Origin of the sequence: Tenacibaculum sp. SDUM215027, from assembly GCF_050566205.1 — a bacterium.
Lineage (GTDB): Bacteria > Bacteroidota > Bacteroidia > Flavobacteriales > Flavobacteriaceae > Polaribacter.
Genome location: NZ_JBNXUE010000002.1, coordinates 83,881 through 104,135, shown reverse-complemented (window position 1 = coordinate 104,135; position 20,255 = coordinate 83,881). Strand labels below are relative to the sequence as shown.

The window sequence follows — 20,255 nt, the reverse complement described above, 5'->3', positions numbered from 1 at the left end:
TTGAACATTAATTCGAAGTTAATCACAAGTTTAGGTACTAATGATAACAAAATTTCAAATTATAATTTAAATGCTCTTCCAGATACTGAAGGAACTTTATCAAACATTGAAGACCTATCAAAATTTGCTATCACACAACTTGACTCCAAAAACAAAGAACTTGAATTAACTAGACAAACCACTTTCGAAATACCAAAGTACAATATAGGAGTTGGTTTAGCTTGGAAAATCATCAAACCTGACTCTAAACATACTTGGTATATGTATAATGTTGGAAATGAAGGATATTATTCTATAATAGCATTAGATATTTTAAATAAAAATAGAACTATAATTCTATCAAATATTTCAGCATTTAATAAAAATGCAAGAAATATAAACCAACTTTGTTTAGAATTAATGAAACCTCAATATTAAAAATAACGAACTGATTACACATTGAAGAAAGAATACTAGTATATTTAAGGAAACCATATTCTAAAACAAATCATAATTTTTCCGTTTTTATAACTAAAGAAAATATTTCAAACTAGAGATTTGACCTATTCTGAATAATGTAAAAACCTGTGATAATAATTATCACAGGTTTTTTTTATACAACTAATTATATTGTAATGATTAGTCATCCAATAACTCTGCTGTAGTTTTTAATTCTTCTTTTAATAACTCTGCTAAATCGTTGTTACCATCTGCATCTTGTGGACTGATTTCTATAGTACCATCTTCATTACCATCAATAGCAGAAGATAAATCTACTTGACTTAATATAGCATTTAAATCAAAATTTATAGTAACCTCTGTTAAACTCTCAGAAACTACAATATCAGTTACTTTATTTTCAAAGTCTACTTCAATTTCTTCTTCAAAATCATGCCAGAAGATAAACGGAATAGCATTTATTGTACCTTTAACAACAACCGTTTTGTTAAACAGGTCGCTAGATTCGTCTGTATTTTTATCAAATTCAAACTCTATTTCTTCGTAATTAGCCTTTGGTAATTCTAAAGAAGTTATGTTTGTTATTCCTGTTAACAAATCTAACTCAAACGGTCCTCTTAACTCAATTTCATCATCAGAATCTATAAAATTATCATCCGTAGTTTCGTAGAACTCATCATCAAACTCTAATTCTATTTCTGTGATATTTAGTTTAAATTCAGAAATGGTTACTTCTGCATTATTTACATTTTTTGAAGCTAGTTTGCTTTGATTAAATGTATTATTTGAAGATGCCTTAATTCTTAAATTTTCATTGTTTCCATCTTCACTAGTACAAGAAGTTCCTAATAACATTAATGAGGTTGCACTTAATAATAATACTGTTTTTTGTAATGTTTTCATGATTTTATTTTTTTCATTTATAACCTTAAGACAATCCTATCTTTAAATTACCTACCCTAAAAATTTATTTTCCCCGAAACAAAAATATTACCTATTAATAATGAAACACTTACAAATAAAATTTTAACAAAAAAATATAATTATAGAACAAAAATTATTACTACCAACACATAATTGAGAACAAAAAAATTCTGAAATATTACATTAAAGCTTATATACTGAAACAAAGTCAAATTGACTTTTAAAAAACATTTTTATAGTAAAAATTGTCTTTTTGATTTTAAAAAACACTTTTATAAAATTAAATCAACTCAAAATAAACATCAATAAAACAAAATTCACTTTTATGGGTGCTAAAAAAAATTAAATTCATTTAATTTGTAGCAAATCCTAATAAACTATGTCATCAAAAAATAAACTAGAAAGTTTTACTAATACAGCTGAAGAATTTGTCTCTCCAGAGTACATTCGTAACCGCTTCTCTAAAATTATGTCTGATATGTACAAGAAAGAGGTACCTCTTTATGGTGAGCTACTTGATTTGGTTCATGGTATTAATGAAGATGTTCTTTCAAAGTCAAAAGAAATTGAAGAACAGCTAGCACATACTGGAGAATTAACTCGACTAAATATGGAACGCCACGGAGCAATTCGTTTAGGTAAGCCCTATGAGCTATTTACAATGAGACGTCTGTTTAAGGTTATGGGAATGTATTCTGTTGGTTACTATGATTTAGCCTCAGCTGGTGTTCCTGTTCATTCTACTGCGTTTAGAGCTATTGAAAGCACCGCTCTTAATCAAGCTCCATTCAGAGTTTTTACCTCTTTATTACGTATAGATTTAATTGATGATGCTCAGCTTCGTAACAATGTTGAAACTATTTTAGAAAAACGTCAAATTTTTACAGAAAAAGTTTTACAACTCATTGATAAATCTGAAAAAGAAGGAGGTTTAAATAAAGAAGATGCCGAAACCTTTGTTCTAGAAGCATTAGAAACTTTTCGTTGGCACGATACTGCTACCGTAGATTATAAAATGTACGAAGCTTTACTAAATCAACACAGATTAATTGCTGATGTAGTTGCTTTCAAAGGACCTCACATCAATCACCTAACCCCTAGAACTTTAGACATAGATAAGGTGCAAGTTAGCATGGAGGATCGTAATATTCCACCAAAAGACAATATAGAAGGACCTCCTGCAAGAAAATGCCCTATTTTACTACGTCAAACAAGTTTTAAAGCATTGACCGAAAAAGTAACTTTTAAAAACAACGTTGAAAAAGAAGAAATGGGCGAACACAAAGCTCGTTTTGGTGAGATTGAACAACGTGGTGCAGCATTAACTCAAAAAGGACTTGACTTGTATCATGAGCTGTTAGGTAAAACACGTAAAGCTATTGGTGGATCACCAACTGCCGAAAATGCCACAGAGTACAATGAATTATTAGCAGAAAACTTTAAAGTTTTTCCTGATAACTACGAAGAGTTACAATCAAAAGAGTTGGCTTATTTCCATTACTTTACTACCGATAAAGTAAAAACCTTATCTAAAGATAAAGTGTATACAAAAGTAGATATAAACCAATTATTAGAGGATAATTATTTAAGCATAGAGCCTATGGTCTACGAAGACTTCTTACCTGTAAGTGCAGCAGGAATTTTTGCTTCAAACTTAGGAACAGATGACGCTAAACGTGAATATCAAGGTACTTCTAATCAATCATTATTTGAAAAAGATTTAGGTGAACCTGTTTATAAATTAACAAAATGGTATGAAGATATGCAAGATGAAAGCATACAAAACTGCTTAGCAGTAATAAATGCTTAATCATAAAATCAAATATTGAAAAAGTGTAGCCGTATATTTGCATTTTCGGCTACACTTTTTCTCGTTAAAAACGATTGTTTATCTTGTAGCTTATATTAAGTTTATTCTAACAAAATTATTCTTTTGGAAAATCAATTTGATTATATAGACAAACAAATACTTTCAAAATTACGTTTAGACGCTCGTAAAGCCTATTCGCAAATTGCGGAAGAATTAAAAGTTTCCAACTCCTTAATTCATCAGCGCATTAAAAAGCTAACCGCTGAAGGTGTGATTAAAAACGCTGAGTTTGTTTTAGAAGAAAAGAATTTAGGCTATAAAACCAAATCATACACAGGTATTCGATTGCGTGAAGCTCGTTTTGCTAAAGAAGTTATGCATGAGTTAGAAAAAATACCTGAAATTACTGAATGTAATTTTGTTTCTGGTTACTACGCTATTTTTATTTTAATCTTTGCAAGAGACAACGAACATTTACAAAAAATACTATACGATAACGTACATTTGATAAAAGGAGTGGCAGGAACCGATACTTTTATATGTTTCGATACCTGTTTTAAGCGTCACATTCCAATAGAATAATTAACAACACTACCCACATTTTAGGTATTTAAGATAATGGTACAAACAACACAACTAGAAACATTCAAAAAATCATTAACTGGCGAATTATTTTTTGACGACCTACATAAAAACATTTACGCAACCGATGCTTCAGTATATCGTAAAATCCCACTAGCAGTTGCCTACCCCAAGAATATACAGGATATTCAACTGTTAATTGATTTTGCTACTAAGAACAATATTACCTTAATTCCTCGTACTGCAGGAACTTCGTTAGCAGGACAGTGTGTAGGAGATGGAATTGTTGTAGACGTTTCTAAACACTTTACCAACATATTGGCTTTTGATGAAATTAACAAAACCATTACAGTAGAGCCAGGAATTATTCGTGACGATTTAAACCGCTTCCTAAAACCATTCGGATTGTTTTTTGGTCCGAATACCTCAACCTCTAACCGTTGTATGATTGGTGGAATGGTAGGTAACAACTCTTCAGGAAGTACTTCTATACGTTACGGAGTTACCCGCGATAAAGTCATTGCTATTCAAGGTTTATTAAGTGATGGTAGTGAAGTTACTTTTTCTGAAATTACCTCAGCTGAATTCAACCAAAAGAAAATAGAGAATTCATTAGAAGGAAATATCTATCGTGCTATTTATACAGAGCTTTCTCAAGAAGCTATTCAGCAAGAAATAAAAAAAGAATTTCCAAAGGAAAGTATTCACCGAAGAAATACAGGATATGCTGTTGATGAGTTTTTAACTTCCAATTTATTTGGCGGGACAGAACCAACCATCAATCCCGCAAAGTTCTTATCTGGTAGTGAAGGAACCTTAGTCTTTTCAACGGCAATTACTATTCAACTAGACGACTTACCTCCTACACAAAGTATTATGGTCTGTCCGCATTTCACTAGTATAAACGAAAGTTTAAAAGCTACCGTTACCACTATGAAACACAAGCTTTATGCTTGTGAGTTGATGGATAAAGTAATTTTAGACTGTACTAAAAACAACCGCGAACAAGCAAAGAATCGTTTCTTTTTACAAGGTGACCCTGAGGCTGTATTAATGTTGGAAGTTTCTGCCAATACTATTGAAGAAGCAGAGGTACTAGCCGACAAACTTATTGAAGATTTAAAAACGAACAATTTTGGATACCACTACCCTAAAGTATATGGTGAAGACATTGCTAAAGTGCATCAACTACGAAAAGCTGGTTTAGGATTATTAGGAAATATAGTGGGAGACGATAAAGCAGTAGCTTGTATTGAAGATACTGCCGTAGCCCTAGAAGATTTGCCTAACTATATTGAGGAATTCACCAAGATTATGGATAAATATCAGCAAAGAGCAGTGTATTATGCACATGCAGGAGCTGGTGAGTTACACTTACGTCCTATTTTGAATTTAAAGAAAAAGGAAGATGTAGTACTGTTTAGGAAAATAACTACTGAAACTGCTGAGTTAGTTAAGAAATATCAAGGATCCTTTAGTGGTGAACATGGTGATGGTATTGTGCGTGCAGAGTTTATTCCTTTGATGATAGGTGATAAAAACTATCAACTATTACGAAGAATAAAAAAGGCATTCGATCCAAGTAACGTATTCAATAAAGGAAAAATTACGGATGCTTTTCCTATGGATCAAAGTTTACGTTACGAAGTTGACAGAAATGAACCTGAGATAGCAACCATTCAAGATTTTTCAGATAGTGAAGGTATTTTAAAACTAGCTGAAAAATGTAACGGTTCAGGTGATTGTCGTAAGTCTCCTGAAGCTGGCGGTACTTTGTGTCCTAGTTATCGAGCAACTCGAAACGAAAAAGAAACTACTCGTGCTAGAGCCAATACATTACGTGAAGTTTTAACTAACAATACTGCTAAAAACAAGTTTGATTCTAAAGAATTAAAAGATATTCTCGACCTGTGTTTAAGCTGTAAAGCTTGTGCTACTGAGTGCCCTAGTAATGTGGATATTGCTTCGATGAAAGCAGAATTCTTGTACCAATATCAAGAAACAAATGGCTATTCTTTCCGCAGTAAATTATTTGCTAACAATGCCAAATACAATAAACTAGGTAGTAAGTTCCCTGTACTAACAAATTTCTTTACCAACACCACCCTAGCTAAAAAAGTAATGGGAGTTGCTACAGAACGTTCTGTTCCCAAATTAGCAAAACAACCATTGAGTGCTTGGTTAAAAAAACACGATACTAAACCTGCCAATAAAACGGTATATCTATTCAACGATGAATTCACCAATTATTACGATGCTGAAATTGGTAAAGATGCTGTGATTGTATTAGAAAAACTTGGATATGAAGTAAAAACTGTGAACCACGAAGAAAGCGGACGTAGTTACATTTCCAAAGGTTTTTTAAAAGAAGCTAAAGAGATTGCAAATAAAAATGTAAACACTTTTAAAAAATTGATTTCTGAAGAAACTCCTCTTATTGGAATTGAACCTTCAGCTATTTTAACCTTTAGAGACGAATACTTACGTTTAGTGGATGATAAAGTATCAGCCAAAAGACTTTCTGAAAATTGTTTTACTATTGAAGAGTTTTTAGCCTCTGAACATAAAAAAGGAACTATTGATACAACTAAATTTAGTAATACCGTAAAAGAGCTTAAAATACACGGACATTGTCATCAAAAAGCATTGTCAAGTACACATGCTTCCTTTTCCATTTTAAATATCCCTAAGAATTACAAAGTAACTATTATGAATACTGGTTGTTGTGGTATGGCAGGTTCTTTTGGGTATGAGAAAGAGCATTATAAGGTCAGTATGCAAGTGGGTGAAGATACGTTGTTTCCTAAGGTTAGAAATTGTTCAACCAATACAGAAATAGTAGCTGCAGGTACGAGTTGTCGTCATCAAATTTATGACGGAACCAAACGTTTAGCAAAACACCCTGTAACAATTTTAAGAGAAGCTTTACTATAAATAATTGATTTTCATATCTTTATTTTGTACTTTTAAGACGATTAACTCTTAAAACGTACTACTATGGCGAGCAATAAAATCATCTTTATCAATGCGCTGCTTATTTTTGCGGGTATTGTTGGCTTCTTTTTAGTTATGAAAATTTTTGGATTAGAAGATGTTTCCGAACTACGTTTCTTAAACTTTGCTTTCGTTCTTTATGGTATTAATAGAGCTATAAAAACCAATATCGTTAAAAACCACGAATCATTATATTTTACTAATTTTTTATTAGGAATAGGAACTTCTATAATTGCTGTAGCCTTAACCATTTTAGGGTTAATTATATATGTAGATTTTATTGACCCTGATTTTATGAAGGTTCTTGAACAGTCTTCTTTTTGGGGCCAAAATTTAAGTTTACCATTAGTTGTATTTGCATTAGCTATTGAAGGGATTGCTTCTTCAGTTATCTGTTCTTTTATTTTAATGCAGTACTATAAAAACTATAAAGTTTCTAATACTATGGTTGCTTAAGCTTTTGGTAAAAAAACTTCAGCCATCATACAACGAGCACTTCCTCCACCACAAGTCTCTATGATTCCTAGAGAACTGTGTAGTATTTTACAGTGTTTTTCTATAGCTTGGGTTTGATTAGGAACCAATGAATTAAAGGCCGAAGAACTCATCACTAAATAACGTTCGTTGTTCTTTCCTTTTACTTGTAACATATTTCCAGCAAACTGCGTTACTTGTTTTTCTGATATAGAAATAACTTCTTTTCCGTCCGACTTTAAATGCTTTAATAAGTTTTTTCTTTCTTTTTTATCATCTATCGAATCTAAACATACCACTGCAAAAGTTTCTGCTACACACATCATTACATTTGTGTGATAAATAGCTTCTCTCCTTCCTTCAACTGTTTGGTTCGATGTAAAGATTACTGGTGTATACTCAAAATCTTCACAAAACTCGATAAACAACTCTTCATCAGCACGTGGAGACAAAGCACAATAAGCTTTTCTATTATGCCTATCTAAAATCATACTTCCAGTTCCTTCTAAGAAAATTTCTTCCTCTTCCGCTTGCGAATAGTCTACAACGTTTTCTATTGTAAAACCTATATCTTCTAATACCTCTAACACATCTTCTCTACGCTCTAAACGTCTATTCTCTGCAAACATTGGGTAGATAGCTACATCTCCATTTTCATGAAATGAAATCCAGTTATTTGGAAACAGTGCATCAGGAGTACTAAGCTCCTTGATATCTTCAACAACTACTACAGTAATTCCAACAGCTTGCAGTTTTTCTACAAAAGCATCAAATTCTTCTTGCGCTTTAGCATTGATTGAAGCAGGTAACATTCCTGACAATTCTTGCTGGTAATAATTATTTACCGCTGTTTGCTCATTCGTCCTAAAACTTACTGGACGAACCATTACTATCGTATTTGTTGTTTGTTCCATAGTACGAAGGTAATAAGATTTTGGTTTGATTATTAGCCTCTTTTTGGTAATTTAGCATCACTTCTTAACTATTTTGAAAAAGAAATATATAACTAATAAAAACACAAATGATTAATAAGTATTTAGCATCGTTATTCCTATTTTTTCCTCTTACCCTTTTTACTCAAACCTATATTACAAATGTAACAATTGTAGATGTAGAAGACCAAAAACTTAGACCTAATCAGACTGTAATAATCAAAGATGATTTAATTACTAAAATTCAAAAAAGTAATAAAGAAAAAAAACTTAAAAATGCTACTGTAATTGATGGAACGAATAAGTACATTATTCCTGGTTTAGTTGATGCTCATATTCATTTCTTTCAAAATGGAGGACTATACACTCGTCCCGATGCTATTGACCTTAGAAAACACAAAAGTTATGATCAAGAAATTTTATTAGCTCAAAAAGACATGGAGAATAAATTGAAAAGATATCTCCAAAACGGAATTACTACTGTTATTGACGTTGGTGCTAATTATAATTTTCTTGAACAACGCAAAATTGTTAAAGACAAAAAATTTGCTCCTACAATTTTTATGACTGGACCTTTATTAACCACATACGAGCCTAAAGTATATGAAGATTTAGGAAAAGACGAACCTTTTAACTTAACCCTAACAATTGAAGATGGTATCAAAGGTGTACAAGAACAGTTACCATATACTCCAGACTTTATAAAAATCTGGTACATTGCTGGGGTAGATGGTATGAGTATTGAAGAAAGTGCTCGAAAAAATCTTCCTATTGTTAAAGCTATTATAAAAGAAGCTCATAAAAATAACCTAAAAGTTGCAGTGCATGCAACACAAAGAGTTACTGCACAATTGGCTATTGAAAATGGCGCCGATTATTTAGTTCACAATATCAGTGATGAAATTTTAAAAAGTGACTTCGTTAAATTAATGAAAAAAAACAAGGTTGTTCTAAGCCCTACATTAACTGTTCACCGTGGATACCTCAACACTTTTGGACAAAAAGTAAAGGTTAGTGATAATGAACTCCAAAAGGCAGACCCTTATCAGTTAGGCTCTTTACTTGATCTGAAACATTTGCCCAATACCCAATTTGTTCGCTCATATAAAAACTACGCTAACTCTCCTAATGAAGTTTCTAAATCAAGGAAAACTGACTCTATCAGTATGGCTAATCTTAAAATACTATCTGATGCTAAAGTATTAATTGCAACGGGTACTGACGCTGGTAATATAGGAACATTACATGCTTCATCATATTTAAATGAATTAAAAGCAATGCGAAAAAGTGGTATGAGTAACTGGCAAATTATAAAAGCTTCTACAATAAATGGTGCAAAAATTTTAGATAAAGAAGACCAGTTTGGGTCTGTTAAAAGTGGGAAAAAGGCTAATCTTGTTTTATTAGATGCTAACCCTATAGAAAGGATAGAAAACCTTACTAAAATAAATACCATTGTAAATAAAGGAAACATTTTTAAGCCTAGTGAATTATTAAAAGACTCACCTGCTGATTTAGCACAAAAACAACTAAATGCTTACAACTTTAGAAATATTGAAGCTTTTTTAGAACCTTATGCAGATGATGTAGAAGTATATCGCTTCCCAAATAAATTACAATATAAAGGGAAAGAAATAATGAGAAAAACGTATACGAAACTATTTAAAAACACCCCTAATTTACATTGTGAATTAAAAAACAGGATTGTTCAAGATAATACTGTTATTGACAAAGAAAGGGTTCAGTTTGGCGACCAAATTATTGAAGCTGTAGCCATTTATCATATAGAAAACAATAAGATAAAAAAAGTACACTTTATTTATTAGTGATATGTGCTTACTTTATTTCGTATCTAAAACAAAACCACTAAATAATACTTTTAGTGGTTTTGTTATTATACTTAAAATTTATTTTTTACTAATTATATCTGCCAAATAGCTTGCATCTTTTGATACACCTCCTAGAGTGGCAGAACCACGTGTATACATCCAAGGTAAACCTATAAAATACAGCCCTTCAATATTACTTACTCCTCTATAATTTTTTGGATAGTTATCTGAGTCTAACTCCAAACCTTCTATCCATTTAAAGTTAGGACGATATCCTGTTGCCCAAATAATATTTTTTATTGATGTTACTTTTTTGTTTTCAAAAACAACTTCATTATCTAACGCATCTTTTGTTCTACCTACTGTAATTACATTTTCACGGGATAAAATTTCTTTTACATCAGTACCAATTACAGGTTGCAACGACGTGCTTATTTTTTTCCCTATCCAACTATATTTGTTAAACCTTAAAAATCCGATTAACGTAAACCACCACCATAAGGTTTTACCTAAAAATTGCTGTGGTAAAGTTTTCACCTTAGTTTCTCCTGAAAAATAGACCTTCTCTGAGTTTTTATACTTAGAAATCTCATCTAAAATTTGGTATCCTGAATCTCCTCCACCAACAACTAACACATCACCTTCTTGCAACTGTTCACTGTTTTTATAGTAATTACTATGCATTTGCAATATATCATCAGATAATTTGGTATGACAAGGTGGTGTATACGGTATATGAAACGGACCTGTTGCCACAATTACATTCTTTGTTACAATTTCTCCATCGTTGTATAATACATGAAATCCTTTTGCTGATTTTTTTACAGAGGTTACTAACGTACTCAGTTGTACAGGAATATCAAACTTCTTTACATACAATTTAAAGTAGTCACTAACCTCATATTTAGTTGGGTAATGACCTTTAGGAGCCTTAAATTTTAAACCTGGTAAGTGATTATACTCAGTTGGTGTAAATAGCTTTAAAGAATCCCATCTATTTAACCAAGAGGCTCCTATCTCTTCTTCTCCATCTACTACTATAAAGCTTTTTTCCATCTTTTTTAAGTGGTACGCCATTGATAAGCCTGCTTGTGCACCACCAATAATCACAAAATCTAACATCTAAAATCATTTTCATTAAGAGCTCAAATATAGATACTTTAAACAAGCACATCAAACTTTTCTTAGACTAGAGCGCTCTCTTAAAAGTCATAAAATAATCACTAGTAGTATATTAAGCTTAGGGTAAGCTAAGTAACTTTAAATAATAGCATCCAATAAAAAACACGTAACCATAACAGAATCAATTTTTTTCTACTTCTAAAAACAGTAACAACACAAACTCCCTTGTTAACCTTTAATATATTTTAACAAATTTCATATCGATGTATGGTACTTTTATAAATATTTTCACAAAAAAATAAGCTATAAGTGTTATGTACACTTTATCATATATTTCTAAATATAAAAATGGACTATGAACAATCAATTTACAAACCTTAAAAAAACTAACTATGGGATGGTTTAACAGAAAAAAGGCTTCAAAAAATAATACATCAAAACCAGAATTGTCTCAAAAAGATTCTTCTTCTATTAGATTTCATTCAATTGCTGTTTGTCATGATGCTGGATTTCAACCTGCAAGTTCTCTTCCTACAATTAATGAAACAAAGTTAAGACCCGATAACGAAATTGCTGGAAGACTTCACGCTATCAAAGCTCTTGTTTTATGGCTTATGGTACCTTCAGAAAATTTACCCGACGAAAAAATTCTTAATTTTATTAATCAAAATATGCTTCTTGATTTTATGACCGAAGAAGAAAAAGAAATACTTGATGCGTCTAGAAATGATATCGAACTAAGAAACTCTATTGGCTGGAAGTTTGAAAACGCATGGCCACTTGCTTGGTATTTTGGTTATGATGAACCTGAGATTTCTGGTCAAATGATAACAGGCGAGCAAATGCAGGAAATTTTAATAAAGCATACATGCTCACTTAATGCTTTAATTGGTGATTGGCTACCTCAACAACAAACCATACAAGAAGAAGAGCTTTTAAAAAAAGAAGATTTATTTTACTGTTTACATAACTCGGTAAGAAGTGCTCAATTAGGCGGAGACACTGTTCCTAATGGCTTCGACCCAATTGGGAATGGCGGAGTTATTCATGAACGTAGACATTCGCTAACATGGATGCTTTCTAGTGGTACTAAATGGGAAGATACCGACCTTAGCACATAAACTTAAGTTTATAGAAAGGTAAAGTTAATTCTATACTGCATAAATTTGCAAAAATTGAAATTTTAAGAAAATGAGAACACTTACCCTAGTTGTTTTACTGCTTAGTTTTTCTTCATGTAAGAAAACACAAAAAGAAAGCAATGAATTCAAGAAAAAACCTGATGTAAAAATAGAAAAAACTACTTCTACCAACAATCAAAAGACTATTGATTCTACTTTAATTTTGTTGGATTCTACCACAAACTTAATTTGGATGAGAAAAGATTTTAGCGTTATTGAAAAAAGGTTTTTAAATAAATGGGGTGAAATTTTTGAGTGGCAAGAACAAATGAACTCTATTAACTATGCAGGATTCAGCGACTGGAGAATTCCCAGTATAAAAGAATATCGTTCTATCAATAAAAATAAAAAAGACAGAGTTAATTATAAACAAGTATTTACAGAAATTGACTCTACTTTTTTTTGGGGAAAAGGAGCTTATGCTTTCTGGAGCTCAACAACACCTAATAAAAATACCGCTAGCTACATTAGTTTCAAAGAAGGATTTGCTGTGTCTGGAAATAGAGAAAAAATTATAACATACATAAAAGATCATAAAGGAAAATCGTTTGGTATGAGTGTTAGACTAGTTAGAGGTAAAATCAATTAAAGTATTTACAATGATTATTAGAAGAGCTACTACTAAAGATGTTAAAGAAATCGCTACCTGTATGATGTTAGCAATGAAAGACATTGTTTATAAATTTATTGGAGAAAACTCTACAGAAAAGGCTCTTCGCTTTTTAAAATTATTAATTGTTCAAAAAAACAATCAATATTCTTATGAAAACTGTTGGGTTATTCAAGATAATAATAAAGTAATTGCTACAGCAAACATATATGATGGTGCAGATTTAGAAAAACTTAGAACACCAGTAGCTTTATTAATAAAAACTATGTTTAACCAAGAATTAATATACGAAGAAGAAACACAACCTGGAGAGTACTACATTGATTGTATTGGCGTAAACCCTGATTACCAAGGTAAAGGTATTGGTTCTAAAATGCTTCAATTCTTAATAGATGAATATGTTCATAAAAAAAATGAAACATTAGGCCTTTTAGTTGATAAAGATAATCCTAATGCTAAAAAGTTATATTTAAAACTAGGCTTTAAAATTGTTGGCAAAAAGACATTAGCTGGTAAAGAAATGGAACATTTACAGATACAGTAACTTTATTAAGAAAACTATAACAAACAACACTCAGTTTATTTTATAAGTTTACAATGTGAGAAAACGCAACAAAATATCAAACACCTCTACCCTATTTCCTATAGTAGGGCTAATATTTTTATTACTATTTTCTCCCTGTAAGGTTAGAAACTTTATACAAGCCGAACTTAATGTTCCACTTACAGAGGTTTCAAACAAAAGTCAAACAACTACTAGCAACTTAAGCTGCTATAGTAGTAAAGTTGTAGATGAGTCGCTAATACAAGTATCATCATCAGTTAAAGTGCTCCAACTCTTTTTTGTAAGAACTTTTAACTTTTCTGTTCAGTTTATTGAAAACATACCTAACGAAACAGTATCCAATTACAAAAAAAAGAGGTTTCTTACATCTTCAGTTCCTCTTTATATTTTATTTAAAAACTTTAAAGTTTACCTTTAATCCTACTTTCCACCTAACAGTTTTACTTTAACAATAGTTAAAACTTAACAAGCATAAATAAAATAATAACAATCTACATAAACAATACTTTATGTAGCTCATGGCTATGCTTCAAGTTTAAAATAGCTAGCCTCACTTAACTTAAATAAAAACAATGATTAACAACAATATAAAAAATGATTCTGGACTTTTAGTCCTTGCTATACGATTGGTTATTGGCTGGACATATTTTTCTGCCTTTTGGAGAAGAACAATTTTAGCTAATAAACTTGACCCTGAAGTAGCTGGGTACATTGGAGAGAAATTCAACCATTTCCTCCCAAACGCTTTAGGCATTAAACCTCTTATTCAATATTTAGTAGAAAATCCTGACATCCTATGGTTAAACATGGTAATATTTACCATTATTGAAGGAATTGTAGGCCTATTCATCATATTTGGGTTATTTACCAGAATAATGAGTATAGGTGTATTTGGGTTAGCAATGGGAATCCTCCTTGGCTCTGGTTGGATAGGCACAACATGTCTTGACGAATGGCAAATTGGTGTACTTGGAATTGCAACAGGCTATGTGCTTTTTTTAACAGGAAGTGGCAAATACTCGATAGACAATTACTTCATAAAAAACAATTTTTCCTTTACTAAGAAGAAATGGTTTGCATGGTTAGGCTCAGGAATTATACCAATTAAGAACCATATTTTTCCAAAGTTTGTTTTAATAGGGTCCTTAGCTATTTTAGGAATGACCTTATTCACTAACCAAGTATTTCATGGCGGAGTTTGGGGAACACTGCATAACAAATCGGTAAAACCTAAATTAGAAATAATAGCAGGTAAAATTGATAACAACGTACTTTCTTTTGATCTTTATAGAACAGAAGGTGTTGATGTTTATGGTTCTTGGGTTATCTCTATTGAATTATTAGACCAACAAAACAAAACTGTTATTCTGTATTCTCAAAAAGACTTAGCTTCTTTAGTTAATCAAAACATTTCAAACTACTATGTCGCTAAAATAAAACCAGGCAAACATAGTTTAATTGTTCCTTTAGGAGCTAAAGCTAAAATGATTTTCAAAAACCACGCTTTTTCACAGTTATCCAACGGAACATATACATTGAAAATAACTGATATTAGTGGTACTTTTTGGACACATCAAGTAACTAAGTAAACTTAAAAGCACAATAGTAATTTAACAATTACTATTGCGCTTTTTTAACTTCAATTATAAAAACACCCAAACCAACCTTATATTTTTTTTAACAAATTTCGTATCGATTGCTTTTGCTTTTATAAATAATTTCACCAAAAAAAGCTATAAGTGTTACCTACACTTAACTATACTCTTTTAAATATAAAAAAGCAGACTATGAGTAATCAATTAATTTTTAAAGATTTAAACTTTAAACTAGCGGTAATTAATGAATTAATGTACGTTCAAGAAGTTTTACAACCTAAATTAGACGTATATGAATTTATAGAAAAACAGCGAAACTTAACTTCTTCAGAAGCTTACGGTGTTATTGAAGAAGAAGGCTATGAAGTAATTCCTGAAGTATTAGAACACTTTAAAAACTTAGAAATTACTCCTAAAATGGTTGAAAACATTGAAGAATTACATATGGATGGTGGTGATGAAATTTATAGTCAAGTTATTCCTTTTTGGGATGGTGAAGATGATGTATTTAGCGTAAACTCTGCTGTTGACGCTACATTACTATCCAATCTAAAAAGTATTTCTCTTCTTTATAGCGAGAATGATTCACTTTTAGAAGAATTTCAAGAAAAAGGAATTGAAGCTGATTGGCTCTAGCATATAATTTTATTACGAATAATAGTTAACTATTCTCCTCACTGACATGAATATAACTGAAAAAGAATTGTCTTTTGAACTTGCTAAAGCTATTGAAAGGACGTATACCTATTTTAAAAATAATTTTCCAGATGAAAACTTTTTCTCTTTCGCACTATATACAACAGATGATGCTTCATCTATTTGTATTTGTGCTAACTCTACACAGAGCCACCTTCAACGATTAAAAGATTATAAATCTGAGCCCAACACTTCTATGGATGAGTATTTACGTTGGAGCCCTTTTGAATGGATACACATAGACAGTAGACATCTAAAAGAAGTATATCCTATTATGAACACTATAGAAGAGCAACTAGGTTTTCATCAATATTGTAATGTTGTATTATATGCTATGCAAAATGCTCTAAAAATACTGGATAAAAAATTCTTCTTTGGAAAAGGTGATGAAAGAAGTAACATAACACTGTTTATTAGCATTGTTGATTCAAAAAGAACAAAAGAAATCGAAGAAGAGTCTTCTAAATATCTAAATCCTAAAAAAGTACATGAACAGTTTTTAGATAGATATGAAATTACGATTTATGAAGAAGAACATAAAGAAGAAAGAAAAATAGCAATAAAAAACAGCATCTCTAATCTTTCCACTAATGATCAAATAGTTTACTGGTTAAATGAATACGACAAAATAGCTAACTCTGAAAAATCAGTAATTACAGATAAAGGATTTGATGAATATTTACTATTAGATTTTCTTACGAATTTTGGTAAAAAAGCGACTCTTATTACTCTAAATTATATAGATACAGTTTTAGAAAAAGAAGAAAGAAATTTTGACACCTCTAGGTTTCAGTTACTCAAAATAGTTAAAAACTCAAAAAATAACGAAAAAACAGTACATGATACGCTTGCTAAACTTTTAGCAAAATCTTGTGCTATAAATTCTTCTAAGAAAAACTGGCAAACCACTCCTTTTCATATAGCAAATTGTCTTTTTGTACTTTTTAAAGGCTACCCTAAGCCAGATATGCTTTCTAATAACGCTCTAGATTTTTATGAAGATTTTTTGGTTATCAGCACCCAAAAATTATTAAACGAATCAAATTAAGGTTATAGTTAAATAAGCTCTCTACACACTAAATCATATCTAAAAAAATATAATGAAATCCGACAAAACAAACAATATCAATATACAAAAAGAATGGTCTACCATAGGCGAAACATATGCTACTGAGGTTAACAAAATGGTTGCTTTTGGTGAAGAATATGGTTGGGAGAATTGGAAAGGTAAAGAACCAGAAGACAACCGTGATCATTTAGCTAATGTCGTGGTACAAAAGTTAAGAGAGGCAAATAAATCTGGACTTATAGAAGAGTTTAGAAAACAATATCCACCAGCTCATACTCCGTTAATAAAGTTTTTTAAAGAAAAAGGACAAAGTATTGAACAACTATGTTTTATCGAAAATGAAAAAATTGTTTTCATTGTTGGCTCTTCCTATCAAAAAAGACAAGCGTATATTCTAGACAGTAAAACCTTAATTAAATTAGATGTAGCTATTGAAGCTATCGGGAAATCTCATCAGAATAATATTTTTGCCATTAAAGTATCTGGTATATTGATTACTCGTAAAGAATGGGATGGAGATATTATCGAAACATTTGAACTTGGAGATTTAAATAAAATAGGTATCACAAATATGACGCCTTTTAACGATGGTAAAAAAGTGTTAGTAACTACTTCAGAAGGAATATATATCGTTTCTAAAAACTCGATAAATATGGTACATCCTGAACCTGATTTAAAAGATGAAGAGTGGGAACCTTTCTTAGATATGGAAAATGCTGCTTTATCTAATGACAACAAATATATTGTAGTTGGTGATCAATGTTTTGATCATCGAGTATTAGACAACGAAGGAAATCAAATTGGTGAAGTAGGCCCACAATCTTCTTATCCTCATTTTTGCCTCTTTTCTAAAGATGATGAACAACTTATTACTAACTCTTGTCATTTTTACAACGGAATTACCATTGGTGTAGATACTAAAAATTTAGACGGGATAGAGATTGAAGCTTATCAAGAAGGAGAAAACGATTATAAAATCATTAATGATGAAATGAGAGTGTATGTAGGTACCGTTATAAAAGATTTTTATATTTTAGGAGATGCTTATGGATATATTAAAGCGCATGACAAAGAAGGAAAATGTATTTGGAGACACTTTTTAGGCTCTACCATAAGCGGTATTACTGTGTCTGATGATGAACAGACTTTATGGGTGGGTACATATGCTGGAATTATCCATAAATTAAGTTTAGGTAAAGGACATAGAGATACACATACAATTGGTAACGGAAATCATTACGAAGATTTCAGGTTGATTCTTTGGAAAGAAGAAGAAACAGAGCTTTGTTGGTAAAAACAATTATAAAGTGTTTAAAATAAAAAAGAGTTTACTTATTCTTTTAGCAACCCTATTAGCAGGCTTTTTAATTCCTCAAGATTTAAAAATGCCTGTTAATGGGGCTACCAAATCTGATTATAATTCAAAATCATTTTGGTATTATCCTTGGGGAAAATCAGTTACTCATAAAGGAGTAGATATTTTTGCTAAGAAAAACACTAAAATAACCTCTTCAACCTACGGACTCGTTCTATTCTCTGGAAAAATAAGAATGGGAGGAAATATAGTACTAGTTTTAGGTCCAAAATGGAGACTACACTACTATGCACATTTAGAAAACGTAAAAACATCTTCTTTAACTTTTGTAAATAAAAGCTCATTAATTGGAACTGTAGGAACTAGTGGGAATGCCGCTGGAAAAGCTCCTCACCTACACTACTCTATCTTTACATTAATACCTTATATATGGAGAATAGATTCAGATAAGCAAGGATGGAAAAAGATGTTTTACCTAAACCCTTTTAACTATTTAGAAAAATAAGTTTTTACGATAATCCTTCCATTTCTGCGTCATAAAACAATCCTGCAGCTTCAATTAAACCTTCTAACTCATTAGCTAGATCTTGTTCATTTTCGTTTGATAAATCTTCAAACCACTCAATTTCATCATCTTTTAAATTGATTAAAAAACGAGGATATTCAGTATGTAATACAAAAATATCTTCTGGATGTTCGCTATTATCTGCTAATAAAAATTTAGGTAAGTTCATAGTGTTTCGTTTTAATAAGTTTAATAGTTAATTTGTTAAATCGTATAAATAGTAAAATAGAAGCTGTAGTTAACCCAGCAAGTAACCCTAACCAAATACCAAAGCTACCGTACATGTCTTTTGCTCCAAAGAAAAAACTAATAGGGAAACCAACTACCCAATACGAGATAAAAGTTATTAATGTAGGCATTTTAACGTCTTGTAAACCACGTAAAGCACCTAGCATCACAACTTGAATACTATCACTAATTTGAAAAATTGCAGCTGCAATTAACAAGTTTGCAGCAATGTTCATCACTTCCATATTATCAGCATAATTTTCAGCATCACTTAAATCAACATATAAATTTGGTAATGATTTATGAAAAACAAAGAAAAAAGTAGCAAATATAACAGCCAATATAGTTCCTAAGAAAAATATTGAAAATGCTATTCTTCGTAATTCTTTATAATTTTGTAGACCTTTTTGATTTCCAACTCTAATCATAGAAGCAACACTTAATCCTGTTGCTACCATAAATGTCATAGAAGATAAATTTAGCGCTATTTGATTTGCTGCTTGAGGATTTTTTCCCAACAATCCACTTAACCAAATTGCCGCTGTAAAAATAGCTACTTCAAAAAACATTTGCATAGCACTTGGTGTACCTAAATTGATGATTTTTCGAATCATTAAAGTATCTAATACAAAAATTTTAATATTAGTTACCAAACGTTTAGATCGCTCTTTCTTACTCAACAACCACCATAGGTACACTACCATTACAACCCTTGATAGTAAAGTTCCATACGCTGCACCTACTATTCCTAGCTCAGGAAAACCAAATTTACCATAAATAAGTAAATAATTTAATAATACATTTAAAACATTAGCTATCAACGTTGCATACATAGGATAACGCGTCATGGACATTCCGTCACTAAACTGTTTATATGCCTGAAAAATAATCATAGGAATTAATGAAAAAGCAACCAAATCTAAATACGGAATTGCCAACTCAACCACTTCTATAGGTTGTTTCATTAAGTACATTAACGGTTTAGAAAAAAACACCACTAAAAACAACATAATTCCCATCATAGTACATAAGAAAAGTCCATGTTTAAATGCAGATTTTGCTTGTGTAAAATTATTAGAAGAATCAGCCTCAGCAACTAAAGGTGTAATTGCAGTAGAAAAACCAATACCTAACGACATGGCTATAAACATAAAACTATTTCCTAATGAAACCGCTGCCAACTCAGCAGTTCCTAGCTGTCCTACCATTATATTATCTATAAAACTTACAAATGTATGCCCTAGCATACCCAACATTACTGGAGCAGCAAGTTTTAAATTATATTTAAACTCTGATGTATATTGCTTAATATTCAATTTAGTATTC

At 31.1% G+C, this 20,255-nt stretch carries 19 protein-coding genes; 14 read left to right on the top strand and 5 right to left on the bottom strand.

Going from position 1 to position 20,255, the window contains the following annotated elements:
• Window positions 1-417, top strand: a complete 417-nt coding sequence (locus tag ACQYZ7_RS06565; RefSeq protein WP_430728975.1) for a hypothetical protein — start codon at window positions 1-3, stop codon at window positions 415-417.
• Window positions 418-618: 201 nt separating this feature from the next.
• On the opposite strand, the gene ACQYZ7_RS06560 is transcribed toward ACQYZ7_RS06565, so the two are convergent.
• The gene (locus tag ACQYZ7_RS06560) at window positions 619-1,341 is read right to left on the bottom strand and encodes a hypothetical protein (RefSeq protein WP_430728974.1); all 723 of its coding nucleotides are present in this window, start codon (window positions 1,339-1,341) and stop codon (window positions 619-621) included.
• 400 nt (window positions 1,342-1,741) lie between these two features.
• Between ACQYZ7_RS06560 and hglS the strand changes: the two genes are divergently transcribed.
• From hglS to ACQYZ7_RS06540, 4 genes are all read left to right on the top strand, one after another.
• On the top strand, window positions 1,742-3,172 hold the full coding sequence (hglS, locus tag ACQYZ7_RS06555; RefSeq protein ID WP_430728973.1) for a 2-oxoadipate dioxygenase/decarboxylase HglS: 1,431 nt from the start codon (window positions 1,742-1,744) through the stop codon (window positions 3,170-3,172).
• Between the two features lie 123 nt (window positions 3,173-3,295).
• A complete protein-coding gene (locus ACQYZ7_RS06550) occupies window positions 3,296-3,754 on the top strand; it encodes an Lrp/AsnC family transcriptional regulator (RefSeq protein WP_241210203.1) in 459 nt (152 codons plus the stop codon).
• 36 nt (window positions 3,755-3,790) lie between these two features.
• On the top strand, window positions 3,791-6,688 hold the full coding sequence (locus ACQYZ7_RS06545) for an FAD-binding and (Fe-S)-binding domain-containing protein (protein WP_430728972.1): 2,898 nt from the start codon (window positions 3,791-3,793) through the stop codon (window positions 6,686-6,688).
• Window positions 6,689-6,751: 63 nt separating this feature from the next.
• Window positions 6,752-7,204 (top strand): hypothetical protein, encoded by a 453-nt coding sequence (locus tag ACQYZ7_RS06540; RefSeq protein WP_430728971.1) that lies wholly within the window; start codon window positions 6,752-6,754, stop codon window positions 7,202-7,204.
• Here ACQYZ7_RS06540 and ctlX read toward each other — a convergent pair.
• A complete protein-coding gene (ctlX, locus tag ACQYZ7_RS06535; protein WP_430728970.1) occupies window positions 7,201-8,136 on the bottom strand; it encodes a citrulline utilization hydrolase CtlX in 936 nt (311 codons plus the stop codon). The genes ACQYZ7_RS06540 and ctlX overlap by 4 nt on opposite strands.
• Before the next feature lie 107 nt (window positions 8,137-8,243).
• Here ctlX and ACQYZ7_RS06530 point away from each other — a divergent pair, with 107 nt between their 5' ends.
• A complete protein-coding gene (locus ACQYZ7_RS06530) occupies window positions 8,244-9,980 on the top strand; it encodes an amidohydrolase family protein (RefSeq protein ID WP_430728969.1) in 1,737 nt (578 codons plus the stop codon).
• A gap of 81 nt (window positions 9,981-10,061) precedes the next feature.
• Here ACQYZ7_RS06530 and ACQYZ7_RS06525 read toward each other — a convergent pair whose 3' ends face one another.
• Window positions 10,062-11,105, bottom strand: coding sequence for a flavin-containing monooxygenase (locus tag ACQYZ7_RS06525; RefSeq protein ID WP_430728968.1), 1,044 nt, complete (start codon window positions 11,103-11,105; stop codon window positions 10,062-10,064).
• Window positions 11,106-11,497: 392 nt separating this feature from the next.
• On the opposite strand from ACQYZ7_RS06525, the gene ACQYZ7_RS06520 reads away from it, so the two are divergent.
• The 8 genes from ACQYZ7_RS06520 (at window position 11,498) to ACQYZ7_RS06485 (ending at window position 18,641) form a co-directional block, all read left to right on the top strand.
• The gene (locus ACQYZ7_RS06520) at window positions 11,498-12,226 is read left to right on the top strand and encodes a DUF4272 domain-containing protein (RefSeq protein ID WP_430728967.1); all 729 of its coding nucleotides are present in this window, start codon (window positions 11,498-11,500) and stop codon (window positions 12,224-12,226) included.
• 70 nt (window positions 12,227-12,296) lie between these two features.
• On the top strand, window positions 12,297-12,875 hold the full coding sequence (locus ACQYZ7_RS06515; RefSeq protein ID WP_430728966.1) for a DUF1566 domain-containing protein: 579 nt from the start codon (window positions 12,297-12,299) through the stop codon (window positions 12,873-12,875).
• A 10-nt stretch (window positions 12,876-12,885) separates the two neighbouring features.
• Complete coding sequence (locus tag ACQYZ7_RS06510; protein WP_430728965.1) at window positions 12,886-13,440, top strand: GNAT family N-acetyltransferase; 555 nt, start codon at window positions 12,886-12,888, stop codon at window positions 13,438-13,440.
• Between the two features lie 593 nt (window positions 13,441-14,033).
• Window positions 14,034-15,050: a TQO small subunit DoxD gene (locus tag ACQYZ7_RS06505; protein WP_430728964.1), complete on the top strand. Its 1,017-nt coding sequence runs from the start codon at window positions 14,034-14,036 to the stop codon at window positions 15,048-15,050.
• A 198-nt stretch (window positions 15,051-15,248) separates the two neighbouring features.
• Window positions 15,249-15,692, top strand: coding sequence for a DUF6892 domain-containing protein (locus ACQYZ7_RS06500; protein WP_430728963.1), 444 nt, complete (start codon window positions 15,249-15,251; stop codon window positions 15,690-15,692).
• Window positions 15,693-15,738: 46 nt separating this feature from the next.
• Window positions 15,739-16,800, top strand: coding sequence for a DUF4303 domain-containing protein (locus ACQYZ7_RS06495; protein WP_430728962.1), 1,062 nt, complete (start codon window positions 15,739-15,741; stop codon window positions 16,798-16,800).
• Window positions 16,801-16,852: 52 nt separating this feature from the next.
• Window positions 16,853-18,115 carry a hypothetical protein gene (locus tag ACQYZ7_RS06490; protein ID WP_430728961.1) on the top strand — a complete coding sequence of 421 codons (1,263 nt, stop codon included), beginning with the start codon at window positions 16,853-16,855 and terminating at the stop codon, window positions 18,113-18,115.
• A 13-nt stretch (window positions 18,116-18,128) separates the two neighbouring features.
• Entirely contained in the window at window positions 18,129-18,641 is a 513-nt protein-coding gene (locus tag ACQYZ7_RS06485; RefSeq protein ID WP_430728960.1) for a M23 family metallopeptidase, read from the top strand.
• Window positions 18,642-18,645: 4 nt separating this feature from the next.
• Here the strand turns inward: ACQYZ7_RS06485 and ACQYZ7_RS06480 are convergent, their stop codons facing one another.
• Window positions 18,646-18,870 (bottom strand): hypothetical protein, encoded by a 225-nt coding sequence (locus ACQYZ7_RS06480; protein ID WP_430728959.1) that lies wholly within the window; start codon window positions 18,868-18,870, stop codon window positions 18,646-18,648.
• Window positions 18,857-20,245: an MATE family efflux transporter gene (locus ACQYZ7_RS06475; RefSeq protein WP_430728958.1), complete on the bottom strand. Its 1,389-nt coding sequence runs from the start codon at window positions 20,243-20,245 to the stop codon at window positions 18,857-18,859. Before ACQYZ7_RS06475 ends, ACQYZ7_RS06480 begins: the two co-directional genes overlap by 14 nt.
• Window positions 20,246-20,255 lie beyond the last annotated feature (10 nt).